General features: G+C 73.6%; 25 protein-coding genes. 5 read left to right on the forward strand and 20 right to left on the reverse strand.

Annotation, left to right across the window (positions count from 1 at the left end; genetic code table 11):
• Nucleotides 1-14 precede the first annotated feature (14 nt).
• From ACWD6N_RS21515 to ACWD6N_RS21585, 15 genes are read right to left on the reverse strand one after another with little or no spacing between them, the layout of a single operon-like run.
• Entirely contained in the window at nucleotides 15-752 is a 738-nt protein-coding gene (locus tag ACWD6N_RS21515; protein WP_354965200.1) for a class II aldolase/adducin family protein, read from the reverse strand.
• A complete protein-coding gene (locus tag ACWD6N_RS21520; RefSeq protein ID WP_387322583.1) occupies nucleotides 745-1,437 on the reverse strand; it encodes a 2-hydroxychromene-2-carboxylate isomerase in 693 nt (230 codons plus the stop codon). The genes ACWD6N_RS21515 and ACWD6N_RS21520 overlap by 8 nt, the downstream gene beginning before the upstream one ends.
• Nucleotides 1,437-2,345, reverse strand: a complete 909-nt coding sequence (locus tag ACWD6N_RS21525) for a thioesterase family protein (protein ID WP_354965202.1) — start codon at nucleotides 2,343-2,345, stop codon at nucleotides 1,437-1,439. Before ACWD6N_RS21525 ends, ACWD6N_RS21520 begins: the two co-directional genes overlap by 1 nt.
• Nucleotides 2,342-3,151 carry an alpha/beta fold hydrolase gene (locus ACWD6N_RS21530; protein WP_387322585.1) on the reverse strand — a complete coding sequence of 270 codons (810 nt, stop codon included), beginning with the start codon at nucleotides 3,149-3,151 and terminating at the stop codon, nucleotides 2,342-2,344. The genes ACWD6N_RS21525 and ACWD6N_RS21530 overlap by 4 nt, the downstream gene beginning before the upstream one ends.
• On the reverse strand, nucleotides 3,148-4,116 hold the full coding sequence (locus ACWD6N_RS21535; protein ID WP_387322587.1) for a beta-ketoacyl synthase N-terminal-like domain-containing protein: 969 nt from the start codon (nucleotides 4,114-4,116) through the stop codon (nucleotides 3,148-3,150). Before ACWD6N_RS21535 ends, ACWD6N_RS21530 begins: the two co-directional genes overlap by 4 nt.
• Nucleotides 4,113-5,228 (reverse strand): beta-ketoacyl synthase N-terminal-like domain-containing protein, encoded by a 1,116-nt coding sequence (locus ACWD6N_RS21540; RefSeq protein ID WP_354965205.1) that lies wholly within the window; start codon nucleotides 5,226-5,228, stop codon nucleotides 4,113-4,115. The genes ACWD6N_RS21535 and ACWD6N_RS21540 overlap by 4 nt, the downstream gene beginning before the upstream one ends.
• Before the next feature lie 3 nt (nucleotides 5,229-5,231).
• Nucleotides 5,232-6,266 (reverse strand): beta-ketoacyl synthase N-terminal-like domain-containing protein, encoded by a 1,035-nt coding sequence (locus ACWD6N_RS21545; RefSeq protein WP_354965206.1) that lies wholly within the window; start codon nucleotides 6,264-6,266, stop codon nucleotides 5,232-5,234.
• Nucleotides 6,263-7,468: a beta-ketoacyl-[acyl-carrier-protein] synthase family protein gene (locus tag ACWD6N_RS21550; RefSeq protein WP_354965207.1), complete on the reverse strand. Its 1,206-nt coding sequence runs from the start codon at nucleotides 7,466-7,468 to the stop codon at nucleotides 6,263-6,265. The genes ACWD6N_RS21545 and ACWD6N_RS21550 overlap by 4 nt, the downstream gene beginning before the upstream one ends.
• Nucleotides 7,469-7,471: 3 nt before the next feature.
• Complete coding sequence (locus ACWD6N_RS21555; RefSeq protein WP_089020954.1) at nucleotides 7,472-7,726, reverse strand: acyl carrier protein; 255 nt, start codon at nucleotides 7,724-7,726, stop codon at nucleotides 7,472-7,474.
• A gap of 21 nt (nucleotides 7,727-7,747) precedes the next feature.
• Complete coding sequence (locus ACWD6N_RS21560; protein ID WP_354965208.1) at nucleotides 7,748-8,218, reverse strand: 3-hydroxyacyl-ACP dehydratase FabZ family protein; 471 nt, start codon at nucleotides 8,216-8,218, stop codon at nucleotides 7,748-7,750.
• Complete coding sequence (locus ACWD6N_RS21565) at nucleotides 8,218-8,688, reverse strand: hypothetical protein (RefSeq protein ID WP_450005124.1); 471 nt, start codon at nucleotides 8,686-8,688, stop codon at nucleotides 8,218-8,220. The genes ACWD6N_RS21560 and ACWD6N_RS21565 overlap by 1 nt, the downstream gene beginning before the upstream one ends.
• Complete coding sequence (gene fabG, locus ACWD6N_RS21570; RefSeq protein ID WP_354965210.1) at nucleotides 8,685-9,437, reverse strand: 3-oxoacyl-[acyl-carrier-protein] reductase; 753 nt, start codon at nucleotides 9,435-9,437, stop codon at nucleotides 8,685-8,687. The genes ACWD6N_RS21565 and fabG overlap by 4 nt, the downstream gene beginning before the upstream one ends.
• A 12-nt stretch (nucleotides 9,438-9,449) precedes the next feature.
• Nucleotides 9,450-10,709, reverse strand: a complete 1,260-nt coding sequence (locus ACWD6N_RS21575) for a CaiB/BaiF CoA transferase family protein (protein ID WP_450005140.1) — start codon at nucleotides 10,707-10,709, stop codon at nucleotides 9,450-9,452.
• Between the two features lie 18 nt (nucleotides 10,710-10,727).
• A complete protein-coding gene (locus tag ACWD6N_RS21580; protein ID WP_450005125.1) occupies nucleotides 10,728-11,867 on the reverse strand; it encodes a steroid 3-ketoacyl-CoA thiolase in 1,140 nt (379 codons plus the stop codon).
• A gap of 36 nt (nucleotides 11,868-11,903) precedes the next feature.
• Nucleotides 11,904-13,178, reverse strand: coding sequence for a cytochrome P450 (locus tag ACWD6N_RS21585; protein ID WP_354965212.1), 1,275 nt, complete (start codon nucleotides 13,176-13,178; stop codon nucleotides 11,904-11,906).
• 78 nt (nucleotides 13,179-13,256) lie between these two features.
• Here ACWD6N_RS21585 and ACWD6N_RS21590 point away from each other — a divergent pair, with 78 nt between their 5' ends.
• From ACWD6N_RS21590 to ACWD6N_RS21600, 3 genes are read left to right on the forward strand one after another with little or no spacing between them, the layout of a single operon-like run.
• Entirely contained in the window at nucleotides 13,257-14,468 is a 1,212-nt protein-coding gene (locus ACWD6N_RS21590; protein ID WP_354965213.1) for a cytochrome P450, read from the forward strand.
• Nucleotides 14,465-15,673, forward strand: coding sequence for a cytochrome P450 (locus ACWD6N_RS21595; RefSeq protein WP_450005126.1), 1,209 nt, complete (start codon nucleotides 14,465-14,467; stop codon nucleotides 15,671-15,673). Before ACWD6N_RS21590 ends, ACWD6N_RS21595 begins: the two co-directional genes overlap by 4 nt.
• A gap of 29 nt (nucleotides 15,674-15,702) precedes the next feature.
• Nucleotides 15,703-17,967 carry a xanthine dehydrogenase family protein molybdopterin-binding subunit gene (locus ACWD6N_RS21600; protein ID WP_450005127.1) on the forward strand — a complete coding sequence of 755 codons (2,265 nt, stop codon included), beginning with the start codon at nucleotides 15,703-15,705 and terminating at the stop codon, nucleotides 17,965-17,967.
• A 45-nt stretch (nucleotides 17,968-18,012) separates the two neighbouring features.
• Here the strand turns inward: ACWD6N_RS21600 and ACWD6N_RS21605 are convergent, their stop codons facing one another.
• Nucleotides 18,013-18,747, reverse strand: coding sequence for a class I SAM-dependent methyltransferase (locus ACWD6N_RS21605; protein ID WP_450005128.1), 735 nt, complete (start codon nucleotides 18,745-18,747; stop codon nucleotides 18,013-18,015).
• A gap of 98 nt (nucleotides 18,748-18,845) precedes the next feature.
• Here ACWD6N_RS21605 and ACWD6N_RS21610 point away from each other — a divergent pair, with 98 nt between their 5' ends.
• Nucleotides 18,846-19,385, forward strand: a complete 540-nt coding sequence (locus ACWD6N_RS21610) for a DUF6817 domain-containing protein (RefSeq protein WP_450005129.1) — start codon at nucleotides 18,846-18,848, stop codon at nucleotides 19,383-19,385.
• A 75-nt stretch (nucleotides 19,386-19,460) separates the two neighbouring features.
• Here the strand turns inward: ACWD6N_RS21610 and ACWD6N_RS21615 are convergent, their stop codons facing one another.
• From ACWD6N_RS21615 to ACWD6N_RS21625, 3 genes are read right to left on the reverse strand one after another with little or no spacing between them, the layout of a single operon-like run.
• Nucleotides 19,461-19,655 (reverse strand): ferredoxin, encoded by a 195-nt coding sequence (locus tag ACWD6N_RS21615; protein WP_354965216.1) that lies wholly within the window; start codon nucleotides 19,653-19,655, stop codon nucleotides 19,461-19,463.
• Between the two features lie 3 nt (nucleotides 19,656-19,658).
• On the reverse strand, nucleotides 19,659-20,684 hold the full coding sequence (locus ACWD6N_RS21620) for a methyltransferase (protein ID WP_450005130.1): 1,026 nt from the start codon (nucleotides 20,682-20,684) through the stop codon (nucleotides 19,659-19,661).
• Between the two features lie 9 nt (nucleotides 20,685-20,693).
• Nucleotides 20,694-21,731, reverse strand: a complete 1,038-nt coding sequence (locus ACWD6N_RS21625) for a methyltransferase (RefSeq protein WP_450005131.1) — start codon at nucleotides 21,729-21,731, stop codon at nucleotides 20,694-20,696.
• Between the two features lie 94 nt (nucleotides 21,732-21,825).
• Here ACWD6N_RS21625 and ACWD6N_RS21630 point away from each other — a divergent pair, with 94 nt between their 5' ends.
• A complete protein-coding gene (locus tag ACWD6N_RS21630) occupies nucleotides 21,826-23,418 on the forward strand; it encodes a (2,3-dihydroxybenzoyl)adenylate synthase (RefSeq protein ID WP_450005132.1) in 1,593 nt (530 codons plus the stop codon).
• Nucleotides 23,419-23,478: 60 nt separating this feature from the next.
• Here ACWD6N_RS21630 and ACWD6N_RS21635 read toward each other — a convergent pair whose 3' ends face one another.
• Entirely contained in the window at nucleotides 23,479-24,705 is a 1,227-nt protein-coding gene (locus ACWD6N_RS21635) for a nuclear transport factor 2 family protein (protein WP_387322596.1), read from the reverse strand.
• Nucleotides 24,706-24,715: the final 10 nt, after the last annotated feature.

Genomic DNA, 24,715 nt, shown 5'->3' on the forward strand with positions numbered 1-24,715 from the left:
TGTCTGCGCGTGATTCAGTCCGTGAGGTCGGAGCTGAGGGCCAGGACGTGCTCCGCGACCGGCCGGAAGTTCAGTCGGGCGATCTGCGGGGTGCCGATGTCCGCCCGGGCGGCTCGGGCCGCATCGGCGGGAATCACCACCAGCTCACCGGCCGCCTGGGCGAGCAGCTGCACCTGGCAGCAGCGGTCCATCGCCAGGAACCACCAGGCGGCCTCGGCCACCGAACCGCCGACCGTGAGCAGGCCGTGGTTGCGCAGGATGACCGCCTTGCCGGTGCCCAGCGTCGCCGCGATCCGGTCGCCCTCCGCGCCGTCGAGGACCACCCCGCCGTACTCGTCGTGGACCTCGTGGTCCTCGAAGAAGGCGCAGGCGTCCTGGGTGATCGGGGCGAGCGGCCGACCCAGCGCCGAGAACGCCCGACCGTGGATCGAGTGGGTGTGGGCGGCGGCCACCGCGTCCGGGCGTGCCTTGTGGATGGCCGAGTGGATGGCGTACCCGGCGGGGTTGATCCGGCCCGTGCCGTCGACCACGTCCCCCGTGTGGTCGACCCGCAGCAGGTCGTCGTCGCGGACGTGCCCGAAGTGCCGGCCGAACGGGTTGATCCAGAAGGTGTCCGGCTCGATCGGGTCCCGGGCGGTGACGTGGCCACCGGCGCCCTCGTCGAACCCGGCCAGGGCGAAGGCACGCAACGTCAGGATCAACTGCCGGCGGCAGTGGGCCCGCTCCCGCTCCGGATCTCTTCGCTCAGCCACAGCCGCCTCCGGTGTCGGTGTCGTAGCCGCCCACTCCCGCCGTCACCGCCGGCGGCGTGACCGGTGTGCCGGTCCGCTGGGCGTACGCGGTGAGGAAGTCGTCCACCCGGTCCACTCCCCAGAACCGGTGCGGGCCCAGCCGCAGGTAGGGAATGCCGAAGATGTCCTCCTCGTAGGCCCGCAGCAGGCAGTCCACCCCGGCGGACCGGACCGTGGAGTCCTCGACCGCGCCGAGCACCACCGCCGGGTCCACCCCGGCCCGCTCGGCGACCCGGGAGATCACCTCTGGTGTGCACACGTCCTCGCCCCGTTGCCAGCGGGCGGCGATGACCTCCCGGTAGAACGCCTCCCCCGCTCCCCGCTCCCGCGCGGCCAGCCAGCCCAGGTGCGGCACCTCCCACCAGGGGTCGATGTCGATCGGCCAGCGCATCGGCAGGTCCAGCCGCTGGGCCTGCCGCTTGGCGTCCTGGAGCAGGTACAGGTGCTTCGGCTTGCTCATCTGCACGTAGTGGAAGGCGCCGCCGCGGGCTCTGAGCGCCGCCTCGGTGCGCTCGTCCGGGTCCCAGTAGGGGATGAACTCCAGCACCTCCTGCGGTCGGCCCAGTGTCCGGGTCAGCCGCTCCACCGCCAGCCAGCTGTACGGGCTGCGGAAGGAGAAGTACAGGCGGGGGCGCTTGACGGCCATCACCGACCTCCGTCGGTGAGGGCCGCGACGGTGTCCGGGTCGAGGGTGGCCAGCCGGCCCGCCTCCGGCCCCCGGCTGACGGCGTACCCGTGCAGGATGCTGGCGGTCGCCACCCGGACCAGGCGTCCCTCGCGCCGGACGTGACAGTCCATCCGCGCGTCGTACGTGACGTCCTTGAGCACGTCGGTGACGGTGAAGGTGATCCACATGGGCTCGTCGAGGTGGGCGTCGCCGAGCACCTCGATCCGTGCCCGGGAGACCACCGGGATCCAGCCCCGCTCGCGCAGCATCCGACCCACCGACACGCCCCGGTCGGCGAGGTAGCGGTCGACCACCTCCTCGAGCAGCCGGACGTACCCGGAGTGCTGCACGCGCTGGGAGTACTGGCAGTAGAAGTAGGGCACCCGCCAGGGCCACACGAATCCCGCGCCGGCGGCGCGCAGGGTCGCGGCCGGGTCCGCGCCGGCGGGGACGCCCGGCTCACCGGCGGCCGGCTCCTCCGCGAGGCCGGCCAGTTCCGCCGGCAGGGGCGCCGCCTGCGGTACGTCCGCCTCCCGGACCAGGGCGACCCGCACCCGGGCCCGGCACACGGTGACGTCGGCGTCGCGGCGGACGTTCATCCGGACCGCGAACCGGCCGTTGGCGCCGGGGGTCGTCACCACCGTCGCCTCGTCGTCGACATCGAGCACGGCGGGCAGCAGCAGCGAGCAGTCCCGGATCGACAACCCCACCCCGTGTTCGTGGTAGAGCCGGCCCGGGCCGTGCCCGTGTTCCCGGAACCACTGCAGGACGCCCTGCTCCACCAGGTACGCGAAGTGTTTGAACCCGATCCAGGTGCGGATGTTCGCGCCCTCGAAACCGGGCCGGGCGGACAGTGTCACGGATGCGTTCTCAACCGCCGTGGTCACGGCGTACCTCCTCGGATCGCGGGGTCGGGGCAGACCTTCTCGACGAAGCCCGCGACGTGTCGGGCCACCTCGGCCGCCCGGTCGAGATGACAGAAGTGGTGAAAGTCGGACTCGACGACGACGTGCGCGTCGGGCAGTTGGACCCGCAGTGCGCCGACGCGCGGGCCGTCGAGGCCGGGGTCCCGGCCGCCGGTGAGCACCATGGTCGGCACGGTCACCGCGTGCAGCGGCAGGTGGGCGGTCGCGGTGAAGTGGTCGAACAGCGTCGTGAAGCCGACCGGCCCGATCCGCTCCACCATGATGTCCCGCATGGCGGCCAGCGTCTCCGCGTCCAGATCGGCCAGCCGAGGGCCGAGGCGGTTGCGCAGCCCCTCGTCGATGATCTGCACGAAGTTGGCCTGCGCCCGCTCGTGCACCGCCCAGGTGATCGGCAGGTCGGGCGGGCAGTAGAACGGCGCGATGAGCATCGCGCCGCGGGGTGCGACGTCCGGTTCGGTGGCCACCATCTCCAGCACCGCGTTCGCGCCGAGCGAGTGCCCGATCACGACGTCGGGTGGCGTGGCCATGGCGCGTACGGCGGCGGCCAGCCAGGACCCCGGGGTGCCCCGACGCCGCCAGCGGTGGTCGGTGCCGGCCTTCCACGGCAGTTCGGCCGCGAGCAGCCGCCAGCCGCTGGGTAGCCGCGCCGCCAAGGGCCGCCAACTCCGCCAGGTGTCGGACATGCCGTGCGCGAGGAGCACGGTCGGCGCCCCGGATCCGGGGCCGGCGAGCCGGTGCACGGCGACCGGGGGTGGCGTGCCGCTCATCGCGGTCCCACCAGGACACTCAGCTCGCGGACACCGTCGACGGGGTCGCCGCAGCGGACCGTGACGCTCGTCGCCTCGCCGCCGCCCAGCCGTACAGCCAGCGCGGTGTGCACGACGCCCGCGGCGCCGTAGTGGTCGCCGGCCAGGACGGTCGAGTCGACCAGGGGCGCGTGCGGTGAGCCGTCGGTGGGGGCACCCGCCCGGACCGGCCCCAACAGGGCCAGCGGTCGCTGTGGCGCGCCGACCGGGCTGAGCAGCAGGCAGGCCGCCCCGGCCCGCAGGGGCCGCCCGGCGACAGCACCCTCCCGGGCGGCGTGCAGGGCCTGGGCCTGCGGGTCGTCCGGTTCCGTGCCGACCACGACCACCCGGTCGGCGCGCCCGGTACGCAGCAGCAGCCCTGCCAGCCAGATCGCGTCCAGGCCCGCGGTGGCCCCGGAGCAGACGGTGAGGTTGGGCCCTCCGAACCGGAACCAGATGGCGATTGCCCCGGCGATGACGTTGCTGGAGGCGTTCGGCGCTTCGAGGGGCCCGACCTCGCGTGGGCCGCCGTCGCGCAGCCGGCAGGCGATGTCGCCGACGGTCGCGACGTTGCCCAGGTTGGAACTGACCACCACGGCCATACCCGGGTCCGCCGGCCCGGTCCGGCGGGGCGCCTTCGGCGGCAGGCCCAACGCCCGGTGCACGGCGCAGAGGGCGAGCCGGGTGGCCGGCTCCTTGGCCAGCAGGCCTTTACGGCCGAGCAGGTCGGCGGCCCGCTCGGAAGGACAGGCCGGCTCGTCGTCGGCGACACCGTCCGGCAGGCCGACCCCGGGCAGGTGCAGGGAGGCGGCGAGGACGGCGGCGATCGGCCGATCCGGACCGTTCCCGGTCCCGGCCGAGTCGGTGGCGGGCGACCCGTCCGGCGGCATCTGCACGGAGCGGTCCGAGGGCGGCGCGAGGTGCGCGGCGTCGGCGCGGCCGGTCATCGCAGCGCCTCCAGGAGGGTGACGGCGTTGAGACCGCCGAAGCCGAACGCGTCGACCTGCGCCACTCGCGGGTCGGCCCGGACGGCCGCGTCGCGGACCAGCCGCAGCCCGGCCGCCTCGGATGCCGGTCGGGTCAGCCCGACCACCGGCGGAACCCGGCCGGTACGCAGGATCTCGATGGCGACGGCGACGCTGAGCAGCGCCGATCCGCCGGACGTGTGGCCCACGGCGCCCTTCACGGCGGTGACCAGGGGCCCGGGCTCGCAGCCGGCGAACACCTCCGCGACGACGCGCGCCTCGGTCTCGTCGTTCAGCGCGGTGCCGGTGCCGTGCGCCAGCACGAGATCGACCTGGTCGGGCCGGCGGTCGGCACGGCGGTGAGCGTCGTGGACGGCCCGCAGGATGCCGGCCGGGTCGGGTGCCGTCTCGTGCCCGGCGTCGCAGGACAGCCCGGTGGCGAGCAACCGGGCCAGGCCGGCGCCGGAACGTTCCGGCTCGACCACCAGGACCGCCGCGCCGTCGCCGAGCAGCACGCCGGCCCGATCGGCGTCGAAGGGCCGCACCCGGTGTGCCGGCCGGCTGGCCACCCGACCGATCATCGCGAGCATGGAGGCGGTGCTGCCGTCGGTGCCGCCGACCAGCACGGCGTCCGCCTCACCAGTCTCCACCAGATCCTGCGCCAGAGCGAGGGCGTGCCCGCCGGCGCTGCACGCGTTGGCCAGGGTCACCACCCGCCGCACGCCGGGTGCCGCCGTGGTGACCGCGCCAGCGAAGTGCAGCCGCTCGGCGGGAAAGTCGACCGTCCCGCTCAGGGCCGCGCGCTCCACCTCCGCCGACTCGCGCAGCCCACTGCCGATGAGGCTGACCACCCGCCGTCGACGCGGGTCGAGGCCGGCAGCGGCGAGGGCCTCCGCCACGCACTCGGTCAGCCAGCGGCTCGGGCCGAACGGCCGGTCGTCGGCGATCGGGTAGCCGTGCCCGACGCCCACCCGAGCGGGGTCCGTCCGCCGCAGCGGGGCGGTACCGCAGTCACCCCGCAGCAGCGCCGCGAAGGTGGCCGGGCCGTCGCCGAAGCAGGTACGGACCGCGCTGGCGGTGATGGTCGCCGGCATGTGCTACCCCCGCACCACGGCCGCGGCAACCGCGCCGTCGCGGGACTGGCCGGTGATCAGCGCGGGTCGTCCGCGGGTGGCGGGTTCTTCGGCGTACCGGGCCAGCAGCACGCCCAGCGCCAGCGCGCCGGTGGCGGCCTGGCAGTCACCGAGCGCCGGGCGCACCGACAGCCGCTGCGCGGTGGCCGGCACCACGTCGGACAGGCTGTCCGCGTCGAGGTCACCGCTGGCGACCGCCCAGACGTCGGCCGGGCGGACCTTCGCGGCGGCCAGCGCACGGCGGACGCAGCCGGCGAGTGCGTCGCCGGTCCCCTCCGGTTGGAAGCCGGTGGCCACCGCGAGCACCTCCGCGCGCGATGGCATGGTGACGCCGGGCGTCGGGCGGCGCAGCAGATAGACGGCCGCGGCCTCGCCGGCCGGGCCGGCGCCGGTGAGCTCCGCCGCCCACGCCGTGTTCGGCGTGTACTCCTCCACCCCGCCGACCAGCAGGGCGTCGGCGTACCCCCGGCGCAGGGCGTTGAGCGCGTAGCGCAGCGCGTACAGGAAGGCGAGCGGGCCGCCGGCCACGGTGGCGTTGACGCCGCGCAGCCCGTAGCGGATCGCCGCCTGGCCGCTCGCGCAGTTCATCACCGTGTTCGGGAACAGCACCGGGTTGACCAGGTACGGCTTGTCCTGCAGCAGCGTCTCGCGGGAGAAGTCCATGGTGGACTTCAGGCTGCCGGTGGTGGTGCCCAGCACCACACCGACGCGGTGCCGGTTGTCGTCGTCCGGGGTGAGCTCCCCGTCGGCCAGCGCCCGTCCGCAGGCCACCATGGCCAGCGCGGTCGCCCGGTCCAGGAAGCTGGTGCCCTTGCGGCCGAGCAGTCGGCGTACGTCGAAGTCGGCGATCGCCGGCGCCTCGGCCGTGGGCAGCGGCTCCTCGAAGCGGTCGCGGACGTCGGCGCGGACGACGGCGTCGGCCCGCACGGCGGCGAGCAGTTCCGTGACGGAGTCCCCGGCGGCGGAGAGCACACCCCAGCCGGTCACCAGGCCGGTCACCGGATCGCCCCGAAGATCGTGATGGCGTTGTTGCCGCCGAAGGCGAACCCGTTGTTCTGCGCCACCCGTACGGTGGCCGATCGGGCCGTGTTCGGCACCGGGTCGATCCAGGACAGCTCCGGGTCGGGGTTGACCCAGTTGATGGTCGGGGGCAGGAACCCGTGCCGTATGCCCAGCGTGGTGGCGATGGCGCCGAACCCGCTCGCCGCGCCCATGGTGTGACCGAGCATCGACTTGATCGAGCTGACCGGGGGCACCCGGTCGCCGAACACCGCCCGGATCGCCCGCGCCTCACACAGGTCGTTGGCGGGCGTGCCGGTGCCGTGCGTGCTGATGTAGTCGACGTCCTCCGGCTTGACCCCGGCGTTGTCCTGGGCCAGGCGCATGCACGCCGCGACGCTCTCCTCGTTGGGCGCGACCATGTGGTGGGCGTCGCAGTTGACGCCGTAACCGAGCACCTCGGCGTAGATCCGGGCGCCCCGGGCCCGCGCGTGGTCCAGGGTCTCCAGCACCAGGGCCGCGCCGCCCTCGCCGGTGAGGATGCCGGAGCGGTCCCGGTCGAACGGTCGGCACGCCCGCTCGGTCAGCGCGCCGAGCCGGAAGAAGCCGGCGTGCGCCCAACGGCACACCGAGTCGGCGCCGCCGGCCACCATCACGTCCGCCTCATCGCAGCAGAGCAGGTCGTACGCGTACCCGATGGCGTAGTTGCTGGCCGAGCAGGCGGTGGTGAGGGTGACCGACTCACCGGCCAGCCCCAGCTCCGCACTCACCGCGTAGGACAACCGCTCGGCCGGCGCCTGCCGTAGCGCCTCGACGGACATGGCCGGGTAGCCGCCCTCGACGAGCTCCGCGGTGAGCTGCTCCACCACCGTGGACTCGCCGCTGGTGGTGCCGACGACCGCGCCGACGCGCCCCGGATCGAGGGCGGGCAGCGGCAGACCGGCGTCCGTCACGGCCAGCCGGGCGGCCGCGGCGGCGAACAGCGCCGAGCGGCCCCAGTCGGCGATCCGCAGGCGTCGCAGCAGCGCCTCCGGTCGGAACGCGGGCACCTCGCCGGCCCAGTGGTGCGGGAACCCGCTCGCATCAAAGCTGGTGATGGGCGCGGCGGCCGACCGGCCGGAGCGCAGCCCGGCGGTGAACTCGTCGACGCCGATGCCGATGCCGGACACCGGACCGAGCCCGGTGACGACCACGCGGTGCACGGGTCAGTCCTGCCAGCCGGCGTGTCGCGCCACGACCTCGTGGACGGCCTTGAGGCTGCGCATCTCGTTCAGCTCGGCCTGCGGGATCTCCACCCGGTACCTCTTCTCGATCCGGGCCAGGATCTCGATCGCCCGCAACGAGTCCGCCTCGTACTCCTCGACGAAGTCGGCGGTGTCGGCGACCTCCTCCGGTTCCAACTCGAGCACCTCGGCCACGATCTCCCGCAGCTCCGCCATGTGCTGTTCGCGTTCACTCATCGGGATTCCCTCTTCCTCTCATCATCGGGCTCCGGAGATGGCGTCGGCCGGTCGGACGACCGCCATCATCGAGCCGAACTCCGCCACCTGGTCGGTCCCGACCCAGCTGGATCCGGAGGCGAACGCGGCCCCGTGCACGACCTGTTCCAGCCGGACCCGGTGCCGGATCACGTCGCCCGGGTAGACCGGGCGCAGCAGAACGCAGTCGCGGGCCGCGGTGAACATCGGCAGCCCGGCCGTGCCCGGCCCGCGGGACAGCAGCCAGAGCACCGCCGCGCCCTGACCGAACGACTCGATCAGCAGCGAGGCGGGGTACGCGTACCGGTCGGGGGCCTGCCCCTCGGCGATCCCCCGGTAGCAAGGTTCGCAGCCGGTGACCGCCTTGACCGCCTCCAGGCTCGCTCCCGGCTCGACGCTGTCGACCCGGTCGAGCAGCAGCATCGGGTACCGGTGCGGCAGCAGGGCACGCAGCTCGCCGTGGTCCAGTCTCATCAGGTGCCCTCCCCGTCCGGGGCCGGCCAGCGGTACACCGCCCGCACCGTCGCCGCGGGGACCCCGTCGCCGCGTACGCACCGGGCGGCGACCTCGAACGACTGGTCCTCGGCGACCGGGCCGACCGACGCCTCGACGGTGAGCGTGTCCCCGGCGAGCAGTGGGGCGAGGAACCGGGCGGAGCGCAACCGGTGCAGCTGGGGCAGCCGGCCCGCGCAGTAGCCGACGGCCGCGGTCACCGCCTGCCCGATCGTCTCCAGGGTGAACACGCCCGGGTAGACGGTCAGCTCCGGGAAGTGCCCGCCCAGGTAGACGTCGGCCGGGTCGACCGTGGTGCCGGCGCGCAGGCTGATCCCGCCCCGGGGCCCGGCGGACACCTCGACCCAGCGGATCGCCGGCAGGGGCGCCGCCGCGGCCCGGTACGTCTCGGCGGGGCGGGTTCCGACGCTGAACGTGGGTGCGGCGGTCACAGCACGATCCCCCCGTCCACCCGGATCACCTGGCCGGTGACGTAGCCGGCCCGCTCCGAGAGCAGGAACTCGACCAGCTCGGCGACGTCGGCGGGTGCGCCGAAACGGCCCAACGGGATCCGCCCCAGGGCCGCGTCGCGCAGCTTGCCCGGCAGCGCGGCGGTCATGTCGGTCTCGATGAAGCCGGGCGCCACCACGTTGACCCGTACGCCGTACCCGGCGACCTCCTTGGCCAGGGACAGGCTGAGCCCGATGATGCCGGCCTTGCTGGCGGCGTAGTTGGCCTGCCCGGTGTTGCCGCTGACACCCGCCACGGAGGAGAGGTTGACGATGGCCCCGCGGCGTCGCTTGAGGAAGCGGAAGGCGACGGTCCGGCAGGTGTTCCAGGTGCCGGTCAGGTTGGTGCCGAGCACGTCGTGCCACTCGTCGGGCGCCATCAGCACCAACGGCCGGTCCCGGGTGATGCCGGCGTTGTTGACCAGCGCGGTGAGCGGCCCGAGGTGCCGCTCGGCGGTCGAGACGAACTCGTCGACCGCGGCCGGGTCGGTCACGTCGCACGGCCCGAACCAGGTCCCGACCCCGTACGCCTCGACCTCCGCGCGGGTCTTCTCCGCGGCCTCGCTCGGCGCGCTGTAGCAGCCCGCCACCGCGTACCCCTCGGTGGCCAGCCGCAGCGCGACCGCCCGGCCGATCCCCCGGGACACCCCGGTCACCAGCGCGCAGCGCGGCGCGGCGCCTGCCGTTGCCATGTCACCTCCTCCTCATCCGATCGCCCGTTGCGCGCGCAGCCGTTCCCGGGTGGCCGCGTCGACGCCGATCTCGTCGAGGACCCGTTCGGTGTCGGCGCCGGGTTCCGGTGCGCCGGAGCGGACCGCCGTCGGCGTCCGGGAGAACTTGACCGCCGGCCCGGTCAGTGGCGCGGTGCTGCCGTTGGACAGCACCGTCTCCTGCACCATCGCCCGGGCGTGGACCTGCGGGTCGGCCGCGGCCTCGGCGAACGTGCGGACCCGCTCGGCGGTGATCCCGTTCGCGTCGAGGGTGGAGACCACCTCGGCGCAGCCCCGCCCGGCGCACCAGTCGGCGACGACCGCGTTGACCGTGGCGCGGTTGTCGCGGCGTTCCTGGTTGGTCGCGTACCCGGGCGCCAGGGCCAGTTCGGGGCGGCCGACCACCTCGGCCAGCCGCCGCCAGGAGCGGTCCAGGGCGACCGCCACGTAGACGTGGCCGTCGGCGCACCGGAAACAGCCGGCCGGCACCACGAAGTCGGCCTGGTCGCCCCAGCGGCGCAGCGGCACGCCGGTGGCCCCGAGGGTGAGGTAGCCGTTGCTGGAGAAGAGCAGCGAGTCGAGCATGCTCACGTCGACGTGCTGGCCCTCGCCGGTGCGGTCGCGGTGGCGCAGCGCGGCCAGCGCGCCGATCACCGCGTGCAGGCCGGCGAGGTCGTCGGCGAGGAAGGTGGGCGCCTTCAGCGGTGCGCCGTCGGGCTCGCCGTTGAGCGCCATCCAGCCGGCGGCGGCCTGGGTGGTCGGGTCGTAGCCGGGCCGTCCCGCGTCCGGGCCGAACTGTCCGTAGCCGGAGACGGAGACCAGCACGACGTCCGGTCGGACCGCCCGACAGGCCTGGTAGCCGACGCCCCAGGCGTCCAGCGTCCCGGGCTTGTAGTTCTCCACCACCACGTCGGCGGTGGCGACGAGCCGCAGGAACACCTCGGCCGCGCCGGGGCGGCGCAGGTCCAGACCGATGCTGCGCTTGTTGCGGTGCACGCTCTGCCGGAACCAGGACAGCCCGGTGCCGGGGATGTCCGGGGGCATCAGGCCCTCCCGGTTGCCGGGCATCTCCACCCGCAGCACGTCGGCGCCGAGGTCGGCCAGGACGCAGCTCGCCACCGGGCCGGACCACACCTTGGTGACGTCCAGGACCCGTACGCCCTGCAGCGGCCCGGTCAGGTCGTGGCGGGCGTCGGCGTAGAAGGCCGCGGCGTCGCGGGTCTCGGGGGCGGGCGGCGTCGGCGCGGCGCGCATGTCGGTGTCCATGCCAGCCTACTCCCGCACCAGCAGCGACGCCGTGCCGAGCGAGCCGCCGCAGCACATGGTGACCAGGGCGACCTCGCCACCGTCGCGTTCCAGCTCGTGCAGGGCGGTCACCAGCAGCCGGCTGCCGCTGCTGCCCAGCGGATGCCCGAGGGAGATGGCGCCACCGTTGACGTTGACCCGGTCCAGGTCGGCGTCGTGGTGCGCGGCCCAGGAGAGCACGACGGACGCGAACGCCTCGTTGACCTCGACGACGTCGACGTCGTCGACGGTCATCCCGGCCCGCTTGAGCAGTTTGCGGGTGGCCACGGTCGGGCCGTCGAGCAGGTAGTAGGGGTCGGCGCCGGTGACCACCTGGTGGGCCAGCCGGGCTCGGGGCCGCAGACCGAGGGCAGCGGCGCGGTCCCGGGACATCCAGAGCACCGCGGCCGCGCCGTCGGAGATCTGGGAGATGGTGCCGGCGGTGTGGATGCCGTCGGGGATCACCGGCCGCAGGGCGGCCAGCCCTTCGGCGGTGGTCTCCCGGATACCCTCGTCGGCGTCGGCCAGGGTGCCGTCGGGCAGCGGCACCGGGGTGATCTCCCGGTCGAAGCGGCCCTCGGCGCGGGCGTGGGCCGCCCGCTGCTGCGAGCGCAGCCCGTAGGCGTCGGCGTCCGCGCGGGTCAGCCCCTGCCGGGCCGCGATCCGCTCGGCGCCGCCGAACTGCGCCCTAGGCGGGTCGTCGTACGGGTAGTCGGAGGTCTTGTAATGCCCGGGCCCCTGGTAGAGGTTGGTGCCGACGGGCACCCGGCTCATCGACTCCACGCCGCAGGCGATGCCCACGTCGATGGCGCCGGCGGCGATGAGCGCCACGATCAGGTGGTTGGCCTGCTGGGCGGAGCCGCAGGAGGCGTCGACCGTGCTCGCCGCGACCTCGTAGTCGAGGCCGCTGTTGAGCCAGGCGTTGCGCGTGACGTTGAGGCTCTGCTCGCCCACCTGTGTGACGCAGCCGCCGATGATCTGCTCCACCTCGCCCGGTTCGATCCCGGCCCGGCGGATCACCTCGACCTGGACGTGCCGCAGCAGCTCCACGGCCTTCAGGCCGGACAGCACACCCTCGCGCCGGCCGATCGGCGTCCGGACCGCCTCGACGATCACCGCCTCCGGCATGGACTTCCCTTCCTGGTCGGCGCGTGGTTCGGGTGCTCAGGCCGGGACGAGCCGTACGCGCAGCTCCTCCAGGCCCCGGAAGGTGCTGCTGTGCCGCCACTCGAGGTCGATCTCGTCGGCGTCCGGGTCGGCCAGCTCGATCACCGCGAACCGGTCCACCAGCCGGCGGAAGGCGATCTGCCCCTCGGCGCGGGCGAGTTGCGCGCCGAGGCAGTGGTGTGGCCCCCAGGCGAACGACAGCGGCGTCTCCGGCGGTTCGGCGCCGGCGAAGCGGGCGATGTCGAGCACGTCCGGGTCGGCGTAGCGGGCCGGGTCACGGTTGGCCGCGCCGATCAGGGTGATCACGTGCTCACCCCGGGCGAGCGGGGTGCCGTCGACGAAGGTGGTGTCCTCGAACGCGGCGCGGCCCAGCACGTGCACCGGGGAGTCGAAGCGCAGCAGCTCCTCGACGGCGGACCGGGTCAGCTCGGGCTCGGCGCGCAGCCGTTGGAGCTGGTCGGGGTTGCGGCACAGCGCGTGCGTGCCGAGGCCGATCAGGTCGGTCATGGTCTGGAAGCCGGCGCCGAAGAGCAGCACGATGACCTGGATCAGCTCGTCGACCGAGAGTCGGTCACCGTCGATCTCGACCTGGCCGAGGGCCGAGGCGAGGTCGTCGCGGGGATCCTCGCGCCGCTTGCGAACCAGATCGGCGAAGTATTCCTCCATCTCGCCGAGCGCCTGGTCGGATGCCTTGAGGACCTCTTCCGGTGCGAAGATCTCCAGCCCGCCGGACGCGGCGCGGGTCAGCCGGCGCAGCAGCGGCCAGTCCGCCGGCGGCACGCCGACCAGCTCGCCGATCACCATCACCGGAAGCGGGAAGCCGAACGAGCCGACGATGTCGACCTCGCCGCCGCCGGGGCCGACCTGGCGGCTGATGTCGTCGAGCAGGCCGTCGACGAACGAGGTCAGCCGGGGGCGCAGGGTCTCGGTGCGGCGAGGGGTGAACACCCGGCTCACCAGCCCGCGCAGCCGGGTGTGCTCCGGCCCGTCGAGGAAGAGCAGGGTCCGGGCGCCCTCGCGGCCGCGGGAGTCGCCCATCCGGGGGCGTTGCGCCGACTTGTCCAGCGACGGGTTGCGCAGCGCGGCACGGCAGTCGTCGTACGTGGTGAGCACCCATCCCACGCCCTGGCCGGGCTGTTCCATCCGGTACTTCGGCGCCGCCGTTCGCAGCGCGTGGTAATGCGGGTAAGGGCTGCTGACGGTGGCCGGGGCCTTCATCAGCAACTCCATCGCGACGATCCGGGGATCAGCGCTCACCACGGTCTCGGTCATGGCTCGGAAGCCTAATAGCGTTTCACGTATCTCGGAAGTACTTGTTTCTCGTATCTTTTATTGCGCATACTGGCGGGCATGACCTCGGCCCGTACCGGCATGCCGCCGAGATTCGACGCCCGCGACCCCGCCGTGGTGGCCGACCCCTACCCCACCTACGCGACGCTGCGCGCGGCCGGCCCGCTCTGCCGGATGGGTCCGGGCAGCTGGGGCGTCACCCGCTACGCCGACGTCGCCCGGCTGGTCCGCGACCCACGCCTGGGCAGCGAGTTCCCGGCGGCCTACCACCGGATGTCGGCCGGCGACGGCGCGGCCGGCTCCTTCTTCGGCAGCATCATCCTCTACCGCGACCCGCCCGAGCACGGGCGCCTGCGGCGGCTGATGGCCAAGGCGTTCAGCCCCGCACTGGTGCGCCGGCTGCGCCCGAGAATCGAGGCTATGGTCACCGACCTGCTGGCCCCGGCGACCCGCACCGGACGTTTCGACGCGGTCTCGGATCTGGCCTTTCCGCTGCCGGTCATGGTGGTCTGCGCCCTGATGGGCATCCCGCCGGCGGACCACGAACGCATCCGCCCGTACGCGCTGGACCTGAGCAAGGCGTTCGCCGCGATCGTGCCGGACGACGACCGCCCGGCCGCCGACCGGGCCGTCGAGTGGCTGCGCGACTACCTCGGCGAGATCCTCGACCGGCGCCGCGCCGAACCCGGCGACGACCTGCTGTCCCGGATGCTCGCCGCGACGGACGACGACGGCGCGGTGCTCGACCACGACGAGATCGTGGACAACGCGGTCTTCGCCTTCTTCGCCGGCTTCGAGACCACCACCAACCTGATCGCCACCGGCGTGGCGGCACTGCTCGACCACCCCGACCAGCTCGCCCTGCTGCGGGCGGACCCGACGCTGGCGCCCCGCGCGGTGGAGGAGTTCCTGCGCTACGACGCCCCGATCCAGGGCGTCGCCCGGCTCGTCCGGGAGGACATCGACGTCGGCGACCGCACCATCCGCGCCGGGCGGGTGCTGATCCTGCTGATCGGCAGCGCCAACCGGGACCCGGAGCGGTTCGGCACACCGGACCGCCTCGACGTCACCCGCGAGGACAACCCGCACCTGTCCTTCGGCGGCGGCATCCACCACTGCCTCGGCGGCTACCTGGCCCGGGTGGAGGCGCAGGTCGCCTTCGAGACCCTGCTGCGCACCTTCCCGACGCTGGCCCCGGCCGGACCGGCCCGCCGGCAGACCGGCGGGACGCTGCGCTCGTACGCCAGTGTGCCCGTGGCGGTGCGGCGGTGAGCCACGCCGGGCGGGTCCTGCCCGCGCGGATGGACCCCCTCTCCCCCGAGGTCGTCGCCGACCCGTACCCGACGTACGCCCGGATGCGGGCGGCCGGCCCGCTGTGCCGGTTCGGCCCGGCGAGCTGGGGTGTGACCCGGCACCGGGACGTGGCCGCGCTGCTGCGTGACCGTCGGCTGAGCAACACCTTCCCGGAGGACGACCCGCAGTTCCGGATGGCGCAGGACCTCTCCCGCGAGGTGTTCCGACGGATCATCCCGACCCGCGACCCGGACGACCACAGCCGGCTGCACCAGCAGATGGTCCGCGCGTTCAGCCCCGGCGTGGCCCGGCGCACCGCCGGCCGCGTCGGCGAGCTGGTCGACGAGCTGCTCGCGCCGGCCCTGGACACCGGGCGTCTGGACGCCGTCGCCGAGCTGGCCTTCCCGGTCGCCGCCACCGTGGTCTGCGAACTCATCGGACTGCCGGCGGCGCGGACCCGGGCCGAGGTCTGGCCCCGCGCGGCGGCACTCGGCCGCGCCTTCACCCCGTTCCTGCCCGAGGCCGACCGCGCGGCGGCGGACGAGGCGCTGGCCTGGCTGCGCGGGTACGTCCGCGACCTGCTCACCAGCCGGCACGCCGACCCGGACGGCGACCTGCTCGACCGGATGCTCGCCGTGGCGGACCCGGCCGAGGGAACGGAGGAGGTCGTCGACAACATCGTCTTCCTCTGCTTCACCGGCTACGAGACGACCATGAACATGGTCTGCACCGGCAGCATCGCGCTGGCCGAGCGGCCCGACGAGTGGCGTCGGCTGCGCGACGACCCGTCGCTGGCCGCCACCGCGGCCGAGGAGTTCGTCCGGTTCGACGCCCCGATCCAGTACACCGCCCGGCTGGCGTTGGAGCCGATCCCGGTGGGTGACCGGGTGATCCGGGCCGGTCGGTCGGTCTTCCTCCTGCTCGGCTGCGCCAACCACGACGAGGACGTGTTCGCCGACCCCGGTCGCGTCGACATCGGCCGCCACCCCAACCCGCATGTCGGCTTCGGCGGTGGCGTGCGCGGCTGCCTCGGCGCCGCGCTGGCCCGGATCGAGGGAGCGGTCGTCTTCGAACGGCTCGCCCGACGGCTCGCCGGCATCGACCTGGCCGCCCCGCCGGTGCGCGAGCCCAGCGCCCTCTTCCGGTCGTACGCGTCGATCCCGCTCGCCGTCACCCCGGCCTGAGCCGGCGTCGGCAGAACCAGGAGTCGCAGATGTCACTAATCGGCCGACCGGTCCGGCGTACCGAGGACCAGGCCCTGCTCACCACCGGCGGCACGTACGTCGACGACGTCGTCGTGCCCGGCTGCCTGGAACTGGTCTTCGTCCGCTCCCACGTGGCGCACGGCCGGCTGCGCGGCGTGGACGCCGAGGCCGCCCGGCGGGCACCTGGCGTGGTCGCGGTCTTCACCGCGGCGGACGTGGACCTGCCGCCGCTGCCGCCCGAGGCCGGCGTGCTGAACCAGAAGATGACCACCCCGGTGCTCGCCGACGGCGTCGTGCGGTTCGTCGGCGAACCGGTCGCGGCGGTGCTGGCGACCGGCCGCGCCGAGGCGGTGGACGCCGCCGCCCTCGTCGAGGCGGACATCGCGCCGCTGCCGGCGCTGGTCGACGTCGACCGGGCGCTCGCCGACGAACTGGTGCTGCATCCGCAGGCCGGCACGAACATGGTGCTCAAGCTCGGCTTCCGTCGCCCGGCCGGGCGGGCCGAGCTGCACGAGGGCGCCGAGGTGGTGGTCCGGCAGCGGATGACCAACCCGCGGGTGGCGCCGTGCCCGCTGGAGGCCCGCGCCGGGCAGGCCGAGTGGGGGCCGGACGGGTTGCGCTACCGGGCCGGCAGCCAGGCGGTACACCTGTGGCGCGGCCAGCTCGCGGCGGCCCTCGGCGAGCCGGAGGAGCGGGTCCGGGTGGTCAACGGCGACGTCGGCGGGGCGTTCGGTTCCAAGGCGTTCGCCAGCCGGGAGGACATCCTCGTCGCCTGGGCGGGCCGTCGGCTCGGCCGCCCGGTGCGCTGGGCGGAGACCCGCAGCGAGAGCATGGTCGCCGCCGGGCACGGCCGGGCCCAGCACCAGAGCGCCGAACTGGGCGGCACCCGCGACGGGCGGATCGTGTCGTACGCGCTGGAGGTCGTGCAGGACGCCGGGGCGTACCCGCGCATCGGGGCGATCCTGCCGTTCTGGACCCGGACCATGCTGACCGGCCCGTACGGCATCAGCCGGGCGAAGTTCAGCTCGTCCAGCGTCACCACCACGACCACCCCCGTCGTGTCGTACCGGGGCGCCGGGCAGCCGGAGGCGGTGGCCGCCCTGGAGCGGATGGTCGACCTGTACGCGACGGAGATCGGCATGGATCCAGCCGAGGTACGCCGACGCAACCTGTTGCCGCCGGAGAGCTTCCCGGTGACCACGGTGACCCGCGCCCGCTACGACACCGGCGACTACCCGGCGGCGCTGGAGCGGGTGCTCGCCGAGGCCGGCTATCCGGCGCTGCGGGCCGAGCAGGCGGCCCGCCGCGTACGCGGTGACGTCCAACAACTCGGCATCGGCCTGTCCACCTTCGTGGAGATCACCGGCGCGGACACCCGCAGCGAGTACGCCTCCGCGCGCGTCGACCACACCGGCCGGTTCACCGTCCACTCGGGAACCTGCCCGCACGGCCAGGGCCATGTCACCGCCTGGGCGATGATCGCCGCCGACGTGCTCGGCGTACCGCTGGATCGCGTGGAGGTGCGCCACTCCGACACCGCGACGGTCCCCGAGGGCGGCGGCACCGGCGGGTCCCGGTCGTTGCAGACCGGTGGGATGGCGGTCCGCGAGGCGGCCCTGGCCCTGGTGGAGCGGGGCCGGGACGCGGCGGCCGCCCGCCTGGGCGTGTCCCTCGACGAGGTGAAGTTCGCCGCGGGACGGTTCCGGTCGACCGCCGGGCGCGTCGTCGACTGGGCCGAGCTGGCCGCCGACGACGCCGGCCCCGGGGGCGGGCTGGCCGCCGAGGCGACGTTCCAGCCGTCCGCCGCGACCTGCCCGTACGGCGCGCACCTGGCCGTGGTGGAGGTGGACACCGAGACGGGTCAGGTGACCCTGCTGCGCGTGGTGGCGGTCGACGACGCGGGCGTGCTGCTCAATCCGCTGCTGGCCGAGGGTCAGGTGCACGGCGGGTTGGCGCAGGGCGCCGGCCAGGCGCTGGTCGAGGAGGTCCGCTTCGCCGCCGACGGCACGCCGCTGCACGGTGACCTGCACCGGTACGCCATGGTGGGCGCGGCCGAGCTGCCGTCCTTCGAGACGGTCGCGACGCAGACCCCGACCCCGGTGAACCCGCTGGGCGCCAAGGGGCTGGGCGAGTCGGGGGCGGTCGGCCTTCCGCCGGCGGTGCAGAACGCCGTGGTCGACGCCGTACGCCACCTGGGCGTGCGGCACATCGACATGCCGGTGACCGCCGAGCGGGTCTGGACGGCGATCCAGTCGGCGGGTGCTGCCAACTAGCGCCGCCAATGGACCACCGACCACAGCCAGCAGGAGCCCGGCGAGTCAGCGCAGCACCAGCAGATCGAGGACATCGATCAACGGCCCGGTTGCGGTCCGCGCACTGGTGTGCACGCGTTCGACGCCTCTCGCATACGCGTCGTCACTGATCAGCTGCAGTAGGGTGTGCGCCTCGCGGCGTAGGCCGGTGGCTGCCTCGCGTAGCGACGGCGCGGAGATCTGGGTGACCGGTTCGAGCCCGGCGGTGGTGAAGCCTGATGCGGCAAACGCGGCCTCGATCGTGGCCACGGTCGGGTAGTTGTCGTTCAGCACGATGATCGCTTCCGGCCAGAAACGGCACAGGGTGATGCCCTCGTGGCGGCCCGGGAACGCGGAGCGGATCAGGACCGGGGCGCCGGGTTTGAGGACGCGGCGGATCTCGCGGGCGGCGGCGGGCAGGTCGGGAATGTGGTGGACGACCGTGGAGAGCCAGACCGCGTCGATGCTCGCGTCATCGGCGGGGATGTCGGCGGCGTTGCCGGCGAGAACCGGCGAGACGATGGCGCGCTCACGCATCGCGGCGGATGGTTCGACGGCGAGCACGTCGATGGCGGGCCACCACTTACGGAAAGCCTGTGACCAGCTTCCCGTGCCGCAGCCGAGGTCGAGCACGCGTATGTCCGGCTGCGGATCCAGGTACCGGGTGATCGCCTCACGCCACGCGCCGAGCGCGTCGTCGCCCAGATGACGGGTCGCCTCGAACGCGGCAGCGTCGGCTTTGTCGTACGCGATGAGCGACATACCCCGAGCCAACCCGGCGGCGCTGCCGCCCCACAAGAGCGAAGTGGATTGCTTCACATCACAGTCTCGCCGGCCCTCCTTCGGCCTACCGTGCATCCATGAGCTTCGACAGTGCGGCGCGAGATTTCCTGCGTGCCCATGGAGCCGAATCCATCGAGCACCCCGGCGGCACCCTCTACGCGCATCTGTGCCGGGTCGCGCAGCGGCTCGCCGGCCTCGGCGCCGGGCCGGATCTGCAACTGGCTGGCCTGACCCATGCGGTGTATGGCACCGATGGATTCGCCCGCGGCCTGCTGGCCTGGTCCGACCGGGATTCGCTGCGGTCCGTCGTTGGTGCGGCGGCCGAGACCCTGGTCTACCTGTACGGCGCCTGCGACCGGGATCGCACCTGGCCGTCGCTGGCCGACACCGCCACGGTGCACGACCGTTTCACCGGCCAGCCTCAGCGCTTGAACGCGGCCCAGCTTGTCCCGTTCGTGGACCTCAGCATCGTCAACGAGCTCGACGTCATCGAGCAGAATCCCGCGATGCTTGAGAAACACGGCACCTACTTCCACGATCTTTTCACCCGATGGGCGCCTGCGACCTCCCCAACGGTGGTCGCCGAGGCTCGCCGGGTCCTTTCACGCTGCGTCTGAAGGTGTTCAGAGAGCAGGTGCGCGACCCGCGCCCGCGTCTCCTCACGGACCCGGGAGACGGGTGCCCCATCGGGGTCAGTCGTCCACCACGGACAGCGCCTGCTTCGGGCAGCGGCGCGCGGCTTCGCGTACCCGGGCGGCCAGTGCGCCCTCCAGCGGCTGTTCGGTGATGTGCAGCCGGTCGTCGTCAGCGACGTCGAACACCTCCGGCGCCTGACCCACACAGACCGCGTTGCTCTCGCATCGGGAAAAGTCCACGACCAGTCGCACTGCTCACGCCTCCGTCTTCGGGACGATCTCGAGGATGGGGAACATCATGGTGGGCACGCTGCGGGCCAGCCGCAGGTCGGCGACGTCCAGCAGCCGCTCGATGTGCTCGCGGGAGCGGGCGCCGCCACCGACCATGGCCAGCAGGAGCAGGTCGTAGAGGCGCCCCACGTCGAACCGGTCACCCGGCTCGACCACGGGCTCCAGCACCAGCAGCCGGCTGTCCGGGCGCATCGCCGCCCGCACGGCCGTCAGCAGACGTACGGCGTTGTCGTCGTCCCAGCCGTAGAGGATCCGCTTGAGCAGGTAGGCGTCCGCGCCGGCCGGGATGGTCTCGAAGAAGCTGCCTCCGGTCACCGTGCACCGCTGGGCCACACCGAGCTTCTGCAGCACCGGCTCGGCCTCGGCGACCACGTGCGGCAGGTCGAACAGGGTGCCACGCAACGCCGGGAAGCGGGCCATGATGCCGCCGAGGAAGGCGCCGTTGCCGCCGCCGACGTCGACCACCGTGGCCAGCTCCCCCCAGGGGTACGCGGGCAGCGCGGCCCGCAGCTCCAGCCGGGTGGCCGCCTGCTGGGAGGCGTCGAAGCGGGCGCTGTCGTGCGGATGGGCGGCCATGTACGGCCAGTAGCCCTCGGGGTGGACCTGGTCGAAGGACGCCTGCCCGGTGCGGATGCTGTGGTCGAAGTGGGCCCATGCCTCGATGTCGGGTTCGAGCAGCGGGTACCCGTCGCGCAGCGACAGCGGGTGGTCGGTGCGCAGTGGCTCGGCGAGCTTGGTCAGCCCGAACACCTCCGGCTCGACCTCGGTGAAGATGCCCTTGCCGGCCAGAGCCCGCAGGGCGCGCAGCAGCGACGGCGCGTGCGCGCCGGTGGCCTCGGCCAGCTCGGTCACCGGCCGTGGCCCGTCGACGAGCTGGTCGGCGACACCCAGCTCGGCGACGGCGCGCACGGTGAACGGCACGATGTAGTCGGCCAGCTCGGTCAGTCGGAACACCGATTCGATGTCGATCCGGGGTCGGGTCGGGGCCATCGATACCTCCTAGGGGGACGTCGGCTGCGGCCCGGCGGGACCGGCGGCGATCACGGTGAGCGTGGGGGTGGCGACGATGCGGTCCAGTCGCAGGCCGGCGCCGGCCAGCAGGTCGACGAGCTGGTCCCGGGTGCGGTGCCGGCCGCCGGTGAGCACCAGGGTGTGCAGGTCGACGAGCTTCGCGACGTCGAAGACGTCGCCGGTGGGGATGATCGCCTCCAGCAGCAGCAGCCGGCTCTCCGGCCGCATCGCCTCGGCGATCCGGCGCAGGATGACCGTGGCGTCGGCGTCGTCCCAGCCCGGCAGGATCGTCTTGAGCACGTACAGGTCGGCGCCCGCCGGCACCGGGTCGAAGAAGCTGCCCGGGATGATCCGGCAGCGATCGGCCACCGCGGCGCGGGCGAGCAGCGCCGGTGCGGCCGCCACCACGTGGGGCAGGTCGAGCAGGGTGCCGCGCAGCTGCGGGCAGCGGGTGAGCAGCCCGGCCAGGAACGCGCCGTCGCCGCCGCCGACGTCGACGACCTCCCGGGCCCGCGCCCACGGCCACGCCGGCAGGACGGTACGCAGGTGCAGCCGGGTCAGGCTGGACATCCACCGGTCGACGGCGAGGCTGTCCGCCGGATTCCCGGCCAGGTAGGACCAGTAGTCGGTGCCGTGGATCCGGGGAAAGGCGGCCTCCCCGGTGCGCAGGCAGCGGCCGAGCCCGGCCCAGGCGCGCACGTCCGCGGCCATCAGCGGGTACGCGTCGCGCAGCGACAGTGGATGGTCGGTGCGCAGTGGCTCGGCGAGCTTGGTCAGCCCGAACACCTCCGGCTCGACCTCGGTGAAGATGCCCTTGCCGGCCAGAGCCCGCAGGGCGCGCAGCAGCGACGGCGCGTGCGCGCCGGTGGCCTCGGCCAGTTCGGTCACCGGCCGTGGCCCGTCGACGAGCTCGTCGGCGACGCCCAGGTGGGCGATCACCCGGATGGCGAACGGCACGATGTAGTCGGCGAGTTCGGTGAGCCGGGTCAACGCACCGAGGTCGGTACGGGGCCGCGCCGCCAGCATCAACCGCCTCCACTATCACGTGTCTTGTATCTCGTGTATCTGCACACTAGCTTGTGTTCCGGGTCGCTGTCACCGTCATCGCGGGAGGCACTGAATGCTGGACGGATGGGTGAGCTGGCCGAGCGAGCTGGCCGAGCGCTACCGCACGGAGGGCTACTGGCGCGGCGAGTCGCTCGCCGACCTGGGCCGGGAATGGGCGCGGACGGACCCGGAGCGCACCGCGTTGGTCACCGCTGAGCACCGGGTGAGCTACGGCGACCTCGACCGCCGGGCCGACCGGGTGGCCGCCGGGCTGCGGGCCCGCGGTGTCAGCCGGCACGACCGAGTGGTCGTCCAGCTGCCCAACGGCGTCGAGTTCGTGGTGGTGTGCCTGGCGCTGTTCCGCCTGGGCGCCCTGCCCGTGCTGGCCCTGCCGGCGCACCGACGGGCCGAGATCGGCCACCTGTGCGCGCACACCGAGGCGGTCGCCTACGTGACCGTCGACCAGGTCCAGGGGTACGACCTGCGCAAGCTCGCCGCCGATGTCCGCGCCGAGACGCCGTCGCTGCGGCAGGTGTTCGTGGTCGGCGACCCCGGCGAGTTCACCGCCCTGGCCGAGGTGGACGCCGACCCGGTGCCGCTGCCCTCCCCGGACCCGTCGGACGTCGCGTTCTTTCTGCTCTCCGGCGGCTCGACGGGCCTGCCGAAGCTGATCCCGCGCACCCACGACGACTACGCGTACCAGCTGCGGGCGACCGCGGCGGCGATGAACTTCGGGCCCGACGGTGTCTATCTCGCCGCGCTCCCGGTCGCCCACAACGCGGCCCTGGGCTGCCCCGGCGTGCTCGGCGCGCTGCGGGTCGGCGCCACCGCTGTGCTCGCCGGCAGTCCCAGCCCCGACGAGGCGTTCCGGCTGATCGCCCGCGAACGGGTCACCCTGACCACGCTGATGCCGCCCTTCCTGCCGTTGTGGGCCGACCTCGCGCCGATGCTCGGCGCCGACCTGACCGGCCTGGTGGTCGAGGTCGGCGGCGCCAACCTCAGCCCGGAGGTGGCCGCCCGGGTGACCCGGGAGCTGGGCATCCGCCTGGCCCACTTCTTCGGCATGGCCGAGGGCCCGATCTGCTGCACCCGCCCCGACGATCCGCCGGAGCTCGCGGCCCACACCCAGGGCCGTCCCCTGTCGGCCGCCGACGAGTTCCAGGTGATCGACGAGGACGGCCGGCAGGTCGCCGCCGGCGAAGTGGGCGAGCTGATCGTGCGCGGCCCGACCACGCTGCGCGGCTACTACCGGGTGCCGGAGTACAACGCGCGCACCTTCACCCCGGACGGCTTCCTGCGCACCGGAGACCTGGTCCGCTGGACCCCGACCGGCGAGCTGGTCGTGGTCGGCCGGATCAAGGAGGTCGTCAACCGGGGCGGCGAGAAGGTCCCGGCCGGCGAGGTCGAGGAGCACCTGCTCGCCCACCCGGCGGTCCGCGAGGTCGCCGTGGTCGCCGTGCCGGACCGGGTGCTCGGGGAGAAGACCTGCGCGGTGGTGGTGCCGCGCTCGGACGCCCCCACACTGGGGCAGCTGCGGGACTTCCTCACCGACCGGGGGCTGGCGGCGTACAAGCTGCCCGACCGGTTGGAGCTGCGCGGCGCGCTGCCGCACACCGGGGTGGGCAAGGTGGACAAGCGGGCGCTGGGCGCCGAGCTGACCGGCTGAGCAGGGCCACCCGTAGCTTTTCAGCGAAGAACGACGCCGAAAAGCTGCCGAACCATCCACTCAGGAGTGCCGGTGGTAGGCCTTGTTGGCGATGCGCCAGCTGTTGTCGACGTAGACCAGCAGGAAGATGTCGGTGAAGGTGTCCGTGCCGTGCCAGAGCGTCATGGTTGCGGTCGCGACGGTGCCGTGGACGTCGATGGAATCGATGCGGCGGGAGCGAATCGGTTCGTTCGGGGCCGGGTGGCCGTGGAAGAGAGCGCAGTAGTCGTCCAGGCGCCACGAGGCGAATGCGCCGTCCCGCATTCCCTCGATGTGGGCGGTGGGCAGGAACGCGTCGCGAAAGTGGGTGGGGTCGCCGGTGGCGTGTCCGCGGATGTAGGCGCGTAGCGGTTCGAGCACGGCGTCACCTACGGCGGGGACCGTGGCGGCAACGGCGATGTCGGCCTCAGGGTCGGCCGGGGTGTCGGCCAGGTCGGCTGCGCTGCGCAGCGGGGTGTTTGACGCGACCGCCAGCAGTGCCATGTCCTTGGCCAGCGCGCCGATCGTGAAGTCGGCCGTGGCAGCGGCTGGCTGGCCGCTGAGGAAGGGCCGTTTGCGGGCGACAAGCCCGCCGAGCTGGCCCAGTTCGAGGACGTCCAGCACCTGGGCACGGGGCAGGCCCAAGGCGTCGGCTTGCCGCAGTGAGTCGCGCAGCGCGAGGACGGCGCCGGCGAGGCTGCTGTTGGCGACCAGCTTGAGCGCGGCGGCGGCGGAGGCATCGTCGACGCGCCGCACGGTGCCGAGCGCTTCCAGAACCGGTCGGACCCGGTCGAACGCGTCCTGGTCGGCGGCGGCGAGAATCTGCAGGGTGCCGGCGGCAGCAGCTGGCACGGAGCCGAGCACCGGCGCATGGACGTAGGACGGGCCGAGTTGCCGGGCCAGCCTCGACGCCTCGGCGGGGGCGATCGTGCTGGTGTTCAGCACGATGGCGTCCGTTCTCAGCGAGTCGCGGACGTGGTCGACGACCTGCTGGCAGGCCCGGCCGTCGAACAACGCGAGAAGCGTGATGTCGGCCTTCGCGACGGCGTCGTTCGGGTCGCCGGTCGTCTCGACAACGCCTGCCGCGCGCCCGGAGCGTGTCCAACCGACGACGTCCCAGTCGTAGCCGGCGAGTCTTGTCGCGATCGCAGCGCCCATGCGGCCCAAGCCAAGAACAGCGATAGTGCGCGGTTCGGTCATGCGTCCCAGAGTGAGGTACCGCGATAGCTGCGACAAGCGCAGATCTCGCACGACAGCCATGCGGGACATGCATACCGAC

The sequence above is a fragment of the Micromonospora sp. NPDC005163 genome (assembly GCF_053599835.1).